Below are 13,458 nucleotides of genomic sequence, written 5' to 3' on the forward strand. Positions count from 1 at the left end.
CGGGCGACGGGGGCAGAGGGGGCCTGGCGTTCGCGCCAGGCCCCTGACGGCGTTGGCCATGGGCAATCGCGCAGCATTTCAGGCGGTGAAGTCGGCCGACAGTTCGCGGATCAGGAAGTCGACGAACGCGCGCACCTTGGCCGCAATATAGGTGCGGTGCGGATAGAGCGCGTAGATCGGGCTGGAGCCAGGGCGAAACTCATCCAGTTGCACTTCCAGCCGGCCGTCCCTGATCGCAGCGTCGACCAGCAGGCTGGGCAGGTTGCCGATGCCGAAACCGGCGGTGGTCATCTGGTAGGCGACCTCGACGCTGTTGGTCGAGATGCGCCCGCCGACAGCCGCATCGAAAGGGCCGTCGGGTCCGATAAATGGCCACGTGCCAAGGCGCTTGGCGAAATTGCTCAGCACGCAGGAATGGCTTGCCAGCTCATCCGGGTGGACCGGACGGCCGTTTGCATCCCAATAATCGGGCGTGGCGCAGACATAGTTGCGGACTTCACCAAGCCGGCGGGCAATCAGGGCGGAATCCGCCTGACCGCCGAAGCGGATGGCCACATCGTAGCCTTCCTCGACAATGCCGACGACATAACGCGCGGTGAGGTCGAACTCGATCGTGGTGAGCGGGTTTTCTTCGAGGAATTTCGGCACCAGCTTGGTTATGCGCGTGTGGCCCAGAACATTGGAGCAGGAAACCCGGATCAGGCCGCGCGTCTCCTTGTGCAGGCCGCGCGTCGAATCCTGCAGTTCGGAAATGTCGTCGAGCAGGCTGCGCGCACGCGGAGCATAGTCGCGGCCCGCCTCGGTGAGGCTAAGACGCCTTGTGGTGCGATTGATGAGCCGGACGCCGAGGTCGTCTTCCAGTTCCTTGATGGTGCGGCTGACCGCCGTCGTCGACATGTTGAGATCGCGGGCCGCCGCCGACAGGCTGCCCAGCAGGCAGACTCGATCGAACACCCGCATCGCCGTCAGAAGATTCATCTTGCCTTCCCCTCGCCGTCGCGGCCCCGCCGCCATCGGCTGCGTCCTGTAGAAAACAGCGCCCAGCAACGACGCGGCAAGGGCATTCCACCGAATTTGGGCGTAAAATCAACAATGGGAGAACCGATATGACATCCAGACCTCTTCATCCGGCGATCGGCACATTTGCGAAAGGCGCGAAGAGCGGCGCGCTTGGCCGCCGCGAGTTCCTGGCGCTGGCCAGCGCCTTCGGCGCCAGCACCGCGATTGCCTATGGGCTCATCGGTCAGCCGGTCCCGGCGCGGGCCGAGGAAGCCGCCCAACCCAGGAAGGGCGGCGTGCTGCGTGTTGCCATGCAGGTGATGGAGTTGGAAGACCCGCGCAAGTTCAAGGTTTCGCAGATGGGCAACATCGCCATGCAGTTTCTCGAACCGCTGGTGCGCTGGAAGCCGGATTTCACCTTCGAGCCGGTACTGCTGCAGAGCTGGGAGATCAATGCGGACGCCACGGAATATGTGCTCAAGGTGCGCCCGGGGGTGAAATGGTCGAACGGCGACGATTTCACCGCCACGGATGTCGCCTTCAACATCACGCGCTGGTGTGAGAAGGATGCCGCCGGCAACTCGATGGCCGGGCGCATGACCGCGCTGATCGATCCCGACACCAAGGTGGCGCGCACTGGTGCCATCGAGGTTCGCGACGGCCACACCGTGGTCCTGAAACTGTCTCAGCCCGACATCACCATCATCCCCGCGATGACCGACTACCCGGCATTGATCGTCCACCACACCTTCAATCCGAAGGCTGCGCCACTGTCGGCCAACCCCGTTTCCACGGGCCCGTTCGAACTTAAAAAACTCGATGTCGGCGTTGCTGCCTCGGTGCGCAAGCGGCCGGACGGGTCGTGGTGGGGCGGCGAGGTGTTCCTCGACGGCATCGACTGGACCGACTACGGCACCGACTCGGCCGCCACCGTCTCCGCCTTCGAATCCGGTGAGATCGACCTGAATGGCCAGACGCAGTCCTATGACGTCGCCATGCTCGACAGGCTGGGCCTGAAGAAAAGCGAGATCGTCACTGCCGCCACCCTGGTCTCGCGCTGCAACGTCAACGCCAAACCCTATGACGACAAGCGCGTGCGCAACGCCATACAGCTTGCGGTCGACAACGAAGCGGTGCTGCAACTGGGCGCCGACGGCATGGGTATCGTCGCGCAGAACGATCATGTCGGACCGATGCATCCCGAACACGCCGACCTGCCGCCGATCAAACGTGATCCGGTCCGGGCCAGGGCATTGCTCGAGGAAGCCGGCCAGCTCGATTTCGAGTTTGATCTGATCTCGGTCGAAGCCGATTACCGCAAGGAAAGCTCCGATGCCGTCGCCCAGCAGATGCGCGAAGCCGGCTTCAAGGTGAAACGCACCGTCATCCCGGAATCGGCATTCTGGAACGACTGGACGAAGTATCCCTTCGCGACCACCAATTGGAACGCCCGACCGCTCGGCATCCAGACCTATGCGCTTGCCTACCAGACCGGTTCGGCATGGAACGAGACAGGGTTCGCCGATCCCGACTTCGATGCCAAGGTCCACAAGGCCAACGCCATCGCCGATCCGGAGCAGCGCCGTGCGGTGATGAAGGAACTGCAGGTCATGCTGCAGGATTCCGGCATCATCGTTCAGCCCTACTGGCGAAAGCTGTTCTGCCATATGAAACCTGCCTTGATGGGTTACCAGATGCATCAGGCCTATGAGCAGGACTTCACCCGGGCCTGGCTCGCCGCCTGATCGCGGGCGACAGGGCGGCGCATTCTGCAGCGCCGTCTTTACCCTTGGTCACCGGGAAAGTTGCGGCGTGGCGCCGCCATCAAGAACGGTCGTGGAGCAGTGCGGGCTTCGCATCGGACACGATGCACAGATGCGCCCACACATGCCCTGCCATGGCAGGTCAGCAGGGACCTCAGGCCGCCACATCAGACCAGCCGGCACACCAAGCATGCGAAACATTCTGGTTTCTGCGTCTGTCATCGTCACACTCCGGTTCACAACTGGAGCTTACTTTTGCCTGACGGCAGCGAAACCCGCTTTCCCCGACAACGACCTTCCCGAAAACCGGGAGAATTCACGCCTGGATGCCAACCGGAAGACAAGACCCGCGGCGGCAGGATCGAGTCACTTGAGCGATCTTGCCGCCTCCTCCTTGTGATCATACCGGATCTTAACAGGAGTCCGTCGCGCAGTTTAGCGGAAATCGCCCGACTTGTTGTTGCGCGGAACTCCGGTCTGTCGCGGACGTTAAGCCCGGCAAGACATTTCTTGCTGAAGCAAGAGCGAGTATTGTGAAGCGGACGCAACCAGTCCCGAGCCACACACGGCCTGTTGGATTTGACGCAATGGTATGTTGAAATGACGGAACAAGCGGAGTTATTCCCATCCGATTTGGAGATTCTAAATTGCCAGTCCGAATATGCTGCGTCTTTGGGACCTGGCAATTGCTCAGCTTGGTTGCCTCACTTCGCCAGTCAATAGCGGATGAAAGCTCGCCGCCGCAACAGGAGCATGAGGACTATCTTGTCCTTTATGAAACGGCCGGCGTTTCCGAGCATTTCAAGACTGATCTTGCTAAGCTTGCGTCTACAGTATGGACCTGGAAACGGATCATATGGGCATACGACCTTCTGACATCCGAGCGTAAATATGGGCAACTGCAAATTTTCCGGATCCATCATCAGATCCGAGCCACGATAGGTCTTGAAGTGAGTTCCGCAGATGAAATCTGGGCCTGCTTCGTTAACCGGCCATCGGAAAAAATACTGCTGGACTCATACCCAAGAGCCAAGATCGTTCTGTATGAGGATGGCTTGACATCATACCTTCCGTTTGAAGTGTCAACCATGGCACGGCCGCCAGGCACCAGGCTTCGAAAGCGCATCACCGGAGCCTTTATTGCAGGCCTCTCTGCAATTTCACCGGCGCTCCGTTTAAGGAAAATGGCTGACAAGATAGAAAGACGCCACCTGAAACGGGTGAGACTCTTTTACTCTTTGCTTAGCGAAATCCCCGTTCCATATGCTCTGGCGGATGTACCGAGATCGCAGGTCGGCGCTTCACTGATGCGCGATTTAATAGATGAGGTCAGCAGGGATGCGCTTTCCGGCGACAATGGAGATTGCCGTGCGTCAACCAACCCGCGGATCCTGCTGCTGGGCCAGGCATTGTCACGAAACGGCATAATGTCGTACGCGCAAGAGGCGGCGATCTATCGGCACATTGCGGAGCAGATCGTCGAGAGGGGATACGATATCGTCTGGAAGGAACATCCTAGAATAAGGGCGCCCTTCTTCCCCGAGTTGCTTGATGCGGTCGGAAACATGACATCCGACCCCAGCACCAGGATCACGGAGGCGAACCTTCCGCACACATACCCGATAGAGCTTATCGTATCCCGGATGAATATCGTTTGCTGCGTCTCCGGCACGTCAGCCGCCCTTCTTTATCTGAAATGGCTTTACGGCATCAAAGCATACACATTTGCAGAAACATTGATCCCGCTCATGACCGGCGCGGACATTTTAATGAGTGACATGGTAAGGACCCATGCGATGCCTTTTTCAGCGCTCCAATCTTCGAATGAGACACAAGCAGGTATCTGTTGAAGGCGGGTGTCCGGTTTAGTGACACGTATGGCACCCATGATATCCTGATGGATGCCATGCTCAGCGGGAACACGCGGTAACCAATGCTGGTTCGGTGCGGACAAGCCACATCGATAATGGCGACAAACTATTTTCTGGCCTGTTTTATATGAGACCGGCAGACTACGACGCCGTTCTGGGGACCCGACAATCGTTTTAATCCAAGTATGTCACGCTCGAGGACAGAGCCGCGCTGTTTAATGATGCCTATGTCGACGACACCCACTTGGAGTGCGTTGAAACCGTCAAGTACGACAGGAATCTGCTGGTGTTGTTCATCAATTCGATTGAATCGGTCCACGGCGTCACAGTCCGCCAGCACACAGCCAAATGCCGGCTTTTCGTCAATCTGGCTGGAGAAGTCGAAAAGCCGTTTTACATCAAAGGAAAAAGATACGGCCGCGCTATGTTCCGGTGCACCAAAGCCAGGATGAAGCGGAACAAACCTGGCTAAAGAGGCTCAAGCAAAAATTGCGGCTTTGAAAGACAACGCCGTCGATCTGAGTTTCAGCCTGAACCGCCAATACCGAGCCGGATTCGACCTTTGCGGCGGCCAGGCACAGATTGGAACAGAATGAGATTTTATCCAGCCGCCGAACGGATCGCTTTTTTCGGCACGCTTATCGCTGTTCTTGCCCTTGCATTGCTGCCTATACCCCGACTCGAGGAGTATGGGATCGATATCGGTTTCCGGTCCGACAAGCTGAACCACGCCGGCGCCTTTGCCGTCATGACTTTCCTTGGAGGGCTCGGCTGGCCCGATCGCAAGACAAGGCTGATCGTCTTCCTCGCCATGGTTGGAGCGGCGATCGAGGTCCTCCAGGGCACGGCGCTGATACGACGTGATCTGGATGTGTTCGACTGGGTTGCCGATTGCGCCGGCATCGCATGTGGCCTCGTGGCCGTGATCTGTGTGAACTGGATCTTGCGGCGCAGAGGTTGAGCCTGTTGTCAGGCCTTATGTGCACGGCGCCGATAGCCACAGGAGTTCGCCCTCGGCTCCATTGACTCGGCGAAATCGGATTGCAACGATCCGATCCGGGAGTGGCGATTTTTCTACCTTGGCCGGACAGATGAAGCTTCGGGCGCGGCACCCAGGAAGCGCACCATCAGTATTGAGGGACGATGACGATCAAGATCAGGCTTCCGGGTGGTGTGTTGAAGGTCAAGCAACGTCATGAACTGCGGCGGCGGGAGTACAAGGGCGAAGTCCCGGTCTGGCAGTGTGGCAAATATTTCGTCATCTGGTGGCCCAGTACAATTCCTGATCGACCCTCCAAGAGCTCGAATACTGACAAGGAGCTTGAAATGACCCTTCCATCGACTGGAGAAGGCACGTAAGCTCTATGCATCATGGCTTTGCGAATCAGATTGCCGGGGGGCACACTGAAGGTGAAGACCTACCGCGAACTGCGTGATCGCGAGCGGGATCGCAGGGTGCCTGTGCTGAAATTGGGATCACTCTATTTCGTCTGGGCTTCGGCCAAACTGCATTCGCACAAACACAATCCGACGCTCTGATTTTTTTGCCGGGGTTCACACTTTTCCCTGAAATCGCTCCAGAGCCGCCCATTCGCAGGTAGCGCGACCTGGGTCAGCTTGCCTCGCGCATCGCCTCGGCCGCCTGCAGGTCGACCGACACCAGCTGACTGACGCCCTGCTCGGCCATGGTCACGCCGAACAGCCGGCTCATGCGCGCCATGGTGATGGGATTGTGGGTGATGATGACGAAGCGCGTCTCGGTGGTGGCGGCCATCTCGTCCATCAGGTTGCAGAAGCGCTCGACATTGTGATCGTCGAGCGGCGCGTCGACTTCATCGAGCACGCAGATCGGCGCCGGATTGGTCAGGAACACAGCGAAGATCAGCGACATCGCCGTCAACGCCTGCTCGCCACCGGACAGCAGCGTCATGGTCTGTGGCTTCTTGCCGGGCGGGCGGGCAAGGATTTCGAGACCGGCCTCGAGCGGATCGTCGGATTCGATCAGCTGCAATTCCGCCGTGCCGCCGCCAAACAGATGCGAGAACAGCCGCTGGAAATGCCCGTTGACGACCTCGAAGGCGGCCAGCAGCCGCTCACGGCCTTCGCGGTTGAGGCTCTGGATCGCCTGCCTGAGCTTGCGGATCGCCTCGATGATGTCCTCGCGCTCCGACACGATCGCCTCCAGCCGGTCGGATAGCTCCTTCTGCTCCTCCTCGGCGCGCAGATTGACGGCGCCGAGCCGTTCGCGCTCGATCTTCAGCCGATCGAGCTGACGCTCGATCTCGGCCATTTCAGGCATCGGGCTGTCAGCCTCAAGACCGGTGTGGCGGATGACCAGATGCGGTGGTGTGTTCAGCGTCTCCTGGATGCGCGCCTCGACCTCCAGCCGGCGTTCGTCGGCTGCGGTCAGCCGCTCTTCGGCGCGAACGCGGGTCTCGCGCGCCTCGGCCAGGAACTGGATGGCGCCGGCGGCGGCCTTGTCCAGTTCGGATTGCCGGTTCTCCGCTTCCTGCAAACGGTCGGCCGCCGCCTTGCGCAAGCTCTCGGCCTCGGTGAGCTGCGACAGCAAGGCACGCCGCTTGGCGTCGATTTCATCGGGAGCATCGGCCAGCCGCTCGCGTTCGGCCTCGGCCTCGGCCTTGCGTTCGCCGAGCGATGCGATCTGCGTCGAGGCGTTTTCGGCCCGCTCCAGCCAGTTGCTGCGCTCGGCGCCAATGGCATCGAGCCGGCGCGCGCGCGCCTCGGCTTCGCGCCGCAGCCCCTCATGCACGGCACGCGCATCGGCAAGCGCGGCGCGGTCGCGGGCGACATTGGCCGAGGACTGTTCGAGCTGCAATTGCAGATCGCCAAGATCGGGCGCGTCCTGCAGCAGCATTTCCGCCTCGGCGAAGGCGGCCGAAATCTCCTCATGGCTGTCGACGATGCGGGCGCGCGCTTCATCGAGCGCGGCGCGCCGGCTCTGCAATTCGCCGCCGGCTCTCTCGGCCTCGGCCAACGCATTGCGGGCAGCGTCCAGCCGATGCTGGGCGTCACGACCGGCCTGGCGCGTGTTGCGCTCGGCCTCGCTTGCCAGGCGCAGCGCCTGTTCAGCCTCTCCCAGCGCCTCCTCGGCCTGGCGCAGGACGAGCGTCGCCTGTATCGCCTCGGCATCGAGCTCAGCCAGCCGGTTCTTCTGCGCCAGCCGTTGTGCTGCGGCGGTCGGCGCATCGGCGCTGGCGGTAAAGCCATCCCAACGCCAGAGCGCGCCTTCACGGCTGACCAGCCTCTGGCCGGGAGCAAGCAGCGATTGCAACCGGCGGCCGTCGCCGGCGGTATCGACGATACCGACCTGCGCCAGGCGGCGGGCGAGCTGTGCCGGCGCGTGAACCACGCTGGCAAGGCTTTTTACGCCTTCGGGCAGGGCCGCGTCGCCGGGCTGGATCCCGCTTTCGCCCCAATGCACCGGAGCGCTGCGGTCGAGCGGCACGTCGAGATCTTCGCCAAGGGCCGCACCCAGCGCCGTTTCGAAACCGCGATCGACGCTGATCTGTTCCAACACGGCCGGGAAGAGATCCCCACTGGCGGCATTCAGGATTTTTGCCAGAGTGCGCGCTTCGGTTTCGATCCGTGCCAGCTCGGCCCTGGTATCCTGAAGCGGTGGCCGGGCGGCGCTTTCGACAGCGCGGGCATCGATGACCGACTGCTCGGCCTCGGACACGGCAGCCTCGGCCTCCTCCAGCAGCGCCATGGCCTGTTCGACCAGCACGCGCTTCTCGGCCGGATCGGGCAGGCCAGCGACCTTGGAGAGTATCTCCGACAATTCCCGGTCGACATCGGCAAGCTGACGCGCGAAGCGGTCGCGGCGCTCGGCGGTGTCGCGCAGCGTCCGTTCGATCTGGTTGCGCGAGGCGGCAGCCTCGGCCCGTTCGGCGGTCAGCGCGGCGAGCTTGGCTTCGCTTTGCGAAAGCGTCGACGCCGCCTGTTCGAACGCCGCACGGGTGGTGGCTTCGCGTTCGGCGGCGCCGGCATTTTCCGAATTGAGTGCTGCCTCTTCGGTGCGAAGGCGCTCGAGAATGTCCGCATTGTCGCGGACCATGCGCTCTTCACGTGCGATATCGCCGTCGAGCTGCTGCAGCCGGCGCTCGAGTTCGCTCTGACGGGCGCGGATGCGACCGGCTTCCTCCTCGATCTGCGACTTGGCGATCGACAGGCGCTGGAAGGCAGCGGCGGCGGCGGCTTCCGCGTCGCGCAGGTCCGGCAGCCTATGAGCGCCGATGCCTTGCTCCCTGGCGGCGGCCATCTGGGCTGCGGCGCGGTCGCCGACCAGTGCTGTCGCAACCGCCAGCGCCGAACGTGCCTCGCCTTCCTGGGTCTTGGCCAGTGTCCAGCGCAAATGCAAAAGCGTCGCTTCTGCCTTGCGGATATCGGCCGACAGGTTCTTGAAGCGGGACGCCTGGCGCGCCTGGCGCTTCAGGCTTTCGATCTGGCTTTCCAGCTCGCCGACGACGTCGTCCAGTCGTTCGAGGTTCTGCTCGGCCGCCTTCAGCCGCAGTTCTGCCTCGTGGCGGCGGGTGTGCAGGCCGGAAATGCCTGCCGCCTCTTCGAGCAGCGCGCGGCGTGCCTGCGGCTTGGCCTGGATCAGTTCGCCAATGCGGCCTTGACCGACCATCGACGGCGAACGCGCGCCGGTTGACTGGTCTGCGAACAGAAGCTGCACGTCCTTGGCACGGGCCTCCTTGCCGTTGATACGGTAAAGCGAGCCGGCCTCGCGCTCGATGCGGCGCGACACCTGCAGTTCGTCGGCATCGTTGAAGGCAGCGGGCGCCGAGCGGTCACTGTTGTCGAGGAAAAGCGTGACTTCGGCGGTGTTGCGTGCGGGCCGAGTGCCCGAGCCGGAAAAGATGACGTCGTCCATGCCGGACGCGCGCATGTTCTTGTAGGAGCTTTCGCCCATCACCCAGCGCAGCGCCTCGACAAGGTTCGACTTGCCGCAGCCATTCGGCCCGACAATGCCGGTCAGGCCGCGTTCGATGACGAACTCGCCGGGCTCGACGAAGGACTTGAAACCGAGGAGGCGAAGGCGCGAAAACTTCATTCGCCCCGCCCACTAAGCGGATTTCCGTGATTTTGCGAAAGGAATTCGCGGCACGACAGGAAGCCGCGCACGCCGAAGCGCCGCCGCCTCAGGGCTGACTGGATGTCAGAGCAGAGGGTCGATGATGGCCGACATTTCCTCAATCGACATCGCCCCTTTGTAGGTCTTACCGTTGATGAAGAAGGTCGGTGTCGAGTCGACCTTGAATTCATTGGCGCCGCGCTTCTGGACCGATCTCACATCGTCCAGAAGTTTCTGGTCCGTCAAGCAGGCCTCGAAGGACTCCTGTGTAAAACCGGCGAGCTTCGAGATTTGCAGCAGCGCATCCTTGGTATTCTGAACGCCAACCCAGTTCGCCTGCTGCCTGAACAGGACGTCGACCATAGGGTAATAGTTATCCTTGGCGCAGCGCGCCAGCATAAAACCGGCTTCGGCGCTCGGATCGAACGGGAATTCGCGCAGGATGTAGCGGACCTTGCCGGTGTCGATGTACTTGGTCTTCAGGTCCGGAAAGGTGGTCTCGGCGAAATGCGCGCAGTGTGGGCAGGTCATCGAGGCGTATTCGACGATGGTGACCTTGGCGTCATCCTTGCCAAGCTGCTTGTCGGGCAGCGCACCCGGCTTCATCAGTTCCGCCACATCCACGGTGCCCTGGGCCTCCGGCGCGGTGGCGGCGGCCGGCGTGGCCGCCTTCGCGGGGGCGGCCGGGGCCGCAGGCTTCACATCCGCGGCCTTCGCCTCCTCGCCAGAGTCGCTGCAGGCGGCGAGCAGGGCCACCGCCGGAATGGCGGCCAGCGAAGACAGGACATTTCTGCGAGACAAGCTTTGACCAAACGGGGGACGGTTCATACGAATCACCTGACAAGGGTTGGATTTTGCAATGCAAAGACACGAAAAGGCGAGAGTTGGCGCGAATTAAGGCATCTCGATCCCCAATCCAATCGCGAAACCTGACAAGGGCGATCACGAATGCGAGATATTGACGACGAATCCATGACTTTCTTCAAGACGCCTATGATTTTCTCTCCCCAATAATGGTCGCGCCAAGTTTCTCCAGCGAGGCGCGCAGTTCATCATTATCGACCAGGCCGACAGTTCCCGACAATTTCGTCTTCTCAGCCGCCGTCAGCGGCCTCAGGGCCGGTTTGCGCTTTCCTTTGTCGGCTGTCACCGGCTTCTGCAGGATCCTGATGCGGTTGATGGCGGTGAAGCCGAGGAAGGCGTTGACCCGGTTGATGATCTCGCCCGTCTCGTGCTGCAGATGAAGTGCCGCCATGCCTTCGCAGGCAATGACCAGCACGGCCGGCTCGAACGGATCGTCCTCATGCATACGGCGCGGCCACTGGATTTTTTCGGGGCGCGAATGGCTGGCCAGCCGCGGGCCGGCGATCTCGTCCCATGACTGGACGAGGCCGATCGAAATGCCGGCCCGCTTGCGCAGCACCGGATCGAGGATCCTGGTCGCGAGATCGCTGACCGGGACGGGATTGCCGTAGGGCGTTCTCCCTGCCATGTACGTCCTCCAGCGACGACCCAGCAGATAACGGCCAGGCCAATACAAGATCAATGGCACCAGCAGACCAGACCCGCAAGACCGCATCCTGGGATAGTGGCAAAGCCACATCCGGAGATAGCAGCACAGCTGCATCCGGTGTCAGCGACGATATCGCATCCCGCCTGCTCAGCTGGTACGATGTGCATCACCGTGAATTGCCGTGGCGCATCACACCAATTGAGCATGCGCGCGGCGTGCGGCCTGATCCCTACCGCATCTGGCTCTCCGAGGTCATGCTGCAGCAGACCACCGTCGAAGCGGTGAAGGCTTATTTCAAGGTATTCGTCGAGAAATGGCCCGATGTCGAAGCGCTGGCCGCGGCGCCCACCGAGGACGTGATGAAGGCCTGGGCCGGGCTCGGCTACTACTCCCGCGCCCGCAATCTCAAGGCCTGTGCCGATCTTGTGGCCGCGCGTGGCGGCCGGTTTCCCGACACGGAGACGGGTTTGAGAGAACTGCCCGGCATCGGCGCCTATACGTCGGCGGCCATCACGGCGATTGCCTTCGATCGCCCCGCCGCCGTTGTCGACGGCAATGTCGAACGTGTCATCTCCCGGCTGTTTTCGATCACAACCCCGCTCAGCGAAGCCAAGCCCGAGATCCGTGCCCATGTCGAGCGCATGGTGCCCGGGACAAGGCCTGGCGACTTCGCCCAAGCGATGATGGATCTCGGCGCCACCATCTGCACGCCACGCCGGCCGCGCTGCATGCTGTGCCCGCTGCGCGAAGACTGCAGCGCGGTCGTTTCAGGCGATCCCGAGCACTTCCCGGTGCGCCTGCCCAAGGCCGACAAGCCGCAGCGGCACGGCGCGGCCTTTGTCGCCGTGCGGGCCGACGGCGCCATCCTTCTGCGCAAACGGGCAGAGAAGGGTTTGCTCGGCGGCATGACCGAGGTGCCGACGACGGGCTGGACCGCGCGGATCGATGGGGCAACCACGGAAGCGGCCGCGCCCTTTCCCGCCGACTGGCGGCATGCGGGCCGCATTGCGCATGTCTTCACGCATTTCGCTCTCGAACTCGAAGTCTTTCACGCTCTCATCAAAGGTGATGCGCCAGACGGGCATTTCTGGTCGCTCGCTCACGAGATTTCCGGCGAGGCGCTGCCGACTGTCATGAAAAAGGCAATCGAGGCTGCGATACCCGGCGCGACGAAAAAGCCGTCGCCACACAGTGCAAAGAGGCCCCATGACTGAAATACGCCACATCGTTTTCGACATCGGCAGAGTGCTGATCCACTACGATCCCAACATTCCGTTCAGCCGCCTCATTCCGGATGCCGAAGAGAGAAAGTGGTTTTTCGACAATGTCTGCACGCATGATTGGAACATCGAGCAGGATCGCGGCCGCACCTGGGAAGAGGCCGAGGCGCTGCTGATCGCGGACCATCCCGATCACGCGGAAAACATCCGCGGTTTCCGCCGCCATTGGCACGAGATGGTGCCGCATGCTTATGACGACAGCGTCGCCATCATGGTCGGCCTGATCGAGAGCGGCCACGACGTGACCATGCTGACCAACTTCGCCAGCGACACGCTGGCCGAAGCCCGCGAGCGCTTCGATTTTCTCAATCGTCCGCGCGGCGTCACCATCTCCGGCGAGATCGGCATGATCAAGCCCGATCGCGGCATTTACGATCATCACATCGCCGCCTTCGGCCTCGAACCGGCCGCGACGCTGTTCATCGACGACAGCCAGAAGAATGTCGACGGCGCCAAGGCGGCCGGCTGGCAGTCGGTGCTGTTCACCGATGCAAAGGCGCTTCAAGCAGACCTTGAGCGGCATGGCATCGCGACCTGATCGAGACCGGCAATGGGCAAGCTCGTTCTGACCTTCAACCCGGAATGGTCAATACTTGACGCCAGTGTCGAGCATGGCCACTTTCGAGGACGTGGCGATGCCTATTTCCCGACCGACGAGGTAAGCGAATTTATTGTGTCATTGCAGGCCTATCCGCTTAAACGCGCGGATCTGGTCCTGAGATCGCCCGGCCTGATAAGCATCTCGGTTTTCCCGGCGGATGGCGTCGGTCACCTGTTCGTCCGGATCGAGGTCGCGGAGGAGATCGAAGCCCGTGACTTCGCGCGTGTGCGACTCCGGACGGACTATTCGCGTCTGTCGCGTTTTGCCAGTCAGCTCTCACTGATGGCGAAAGGCGAGGTCAGCGAAATCATCCTGGAGGAAGACAAGGCCTGAGCT

General features: G+C 61.7%; 11 protein-coding genes. 7 read left to right on the forward strand and 4 right to left on the reverse strand.

From position 1 onward, the window contains the following. Positions 1-78 precede the first annotated feature (78 nt). Complete coding sequence (locus NKJ11_RS02205; protein ID WP_352792635.1) at positions 79-978, reverse strand: LysR family transcriptional regulator; 900 nt, start codon at positions 976-978, stop codon at positions 79-81. A 128-nt stretch (positions 979-1,106) separates the two neighbouring features. Here NKJ11_RS02205 and NKJ11_RS02210 point away from each other — a divergent pair, with 128 nt between their 5' ends. The 4 genes from NKJ11_RS02210 to NKJ11_RS02225 all read left to right on the forward strand — a co-directional run bounded on the left by NKJ11_RS02210 (position 1,107) and on the right by NKJ11_RS02225 (position 5,992). Continuing rightward, entirely contained in the window at positions 1,107-2,744 is a 1,638-nt protein-coding gene (locus tag NKJ11_RS02210) for an ABC transporter substrate-binding protein (protein ID WP_023808574.1), read from the forward strand. A 665-nt stretch (positions 2,745-3,409) separates the two neighbouring features. Further along, entirely contained in the window at positions 3,410-4,612 is a 1,203-nt protein-coding gene (locus tag NKJ11_RS02215; protein WP_280940275.1) for a polysialyltransferase family glycosyltransferase, read from the forward strand. Between the two features lie 613 nt (positions 4,613-5,225). Next, positions 5,226-5,594 carry a VanZ family protein gene (locus tag NKJ11_RS02220; RefSeq protein ID WP_352792636.1) on the forward strand — a complete coding sequence of 123 codons (369 nt, stop codon included), beginning with the start codon at positions 5,226-5,228 and terminating at the stop codon, positions 5,592-5,594. A gap of 182 nt (positions 5,595-5,776) precedes the next feature. Then, positions 5,777-5,992, forward strand: coding sequence for a hypothetical protein (locus NKJ11_RS02225; RefSeq protein WP_081734726.1), 216 nt, complete (start codon positions 5,777-5,779; stop codon positions 5,990-5,992). A gap of 253 nt (positions 5,993-6,245) precedes the next feature. Here NKJ11_RS02225 and smc read toward each other — a convergent pair whose 3' ends face one another. The 3 genes from smc to NKJ11_RS02240 form a co-directional block, all read right to left on the reverse strand. Then, positions 6,246-9,707 (reverse strand): chromosome segregation protein SMC, encoded by a 3,462-nt coding sequence (gene smc, locus NKJ11_RS02230; protein ID WP_352792637.1) that lies wholly within the window; start codon positions 9,705-9,707, stop codon positions 6,246-6,248. Between the two features lie 105 nt (positions 9,708-9,812). Beyond that, positions 9,813-10,556, reverse strand: coding sequence for a DsbA family protein (locus tag NKJ11_RS02235; RefSeq protein ID WP_352442782.1), 744 nt, complete (start codon positions 10,554-10,556; stop codon positions 9,813-9,815). A gap of 163 nt (positions 10,557-10,719) precedes the next feature. After that, a complete protein-coding gene (locus NKJ11_RS02240) occupies positions 10,720-11,220 on the reverse strand; it encodes a DUF721 domain-containing protein (protein WP_127290824.1) in 501 nt (166 codons plus the stop codon). A 53-nt stretch (positions 11,221-11,273) separates the two neighbouring features. On the opposite strand from NKJ11_RS02240, the gene mutY reads away from it, so the two are divergent. Genes mutY through NKJ11_RS02255 form a run of 3 tightly spaced genes read left to right on the forward strand, consistent with a single transcriptional unit; the run spans position 11,274 to position 13,455 of the window. Then, positions 11,274-12,455, forward strand: a complete 1,182-nt coding sequence (gene mutY / locus NKJ11_RS02245; protein WP_352792638.1) for an A/G-specific adenine glycosylase — start codon at positions 11,274-11,276, stop codon at positions 12,453-12,455. Next, on the forward strand, positions 12,448-13,059 hold the full coding sequence (locus NKJ11_RS02250; RefSeq protein ID WP_023808583.1) for an HAD family hydrolase: 612 nt from the start codon (positions 12,448-12,450) through the stop codon (positions 13,057-13,059). Before mutY ends, NKJ11_RS02250 begins: the two co-directional genes overlap by 8 nt. A gap of 12 nt (positions 13,060-13,071) precedes the next feature. Continuing rightward, complete coding sequence (locus NKJ11_RS02255; RefSeq protein WP_023808584.1) at positions 13,072-13,455, forward strand: WapI family immunity protein; 384 nt, start codon at positions 13,072-13,074, stop codon at positions 13,453-13,455. The last annotated feature ends 3 nt before the right edge of the window (positions 13,456-13,458 follow it).

The sequence above is a fragment of the Mesorhizobium sp. M0243 genome (assembly GCF_040321775.1).
GTDB lineage: Bacteria > Pseudomonadota > Alphaproteobacteria > Rhizobiales > Rhizobiaceae > Mesorhizobium.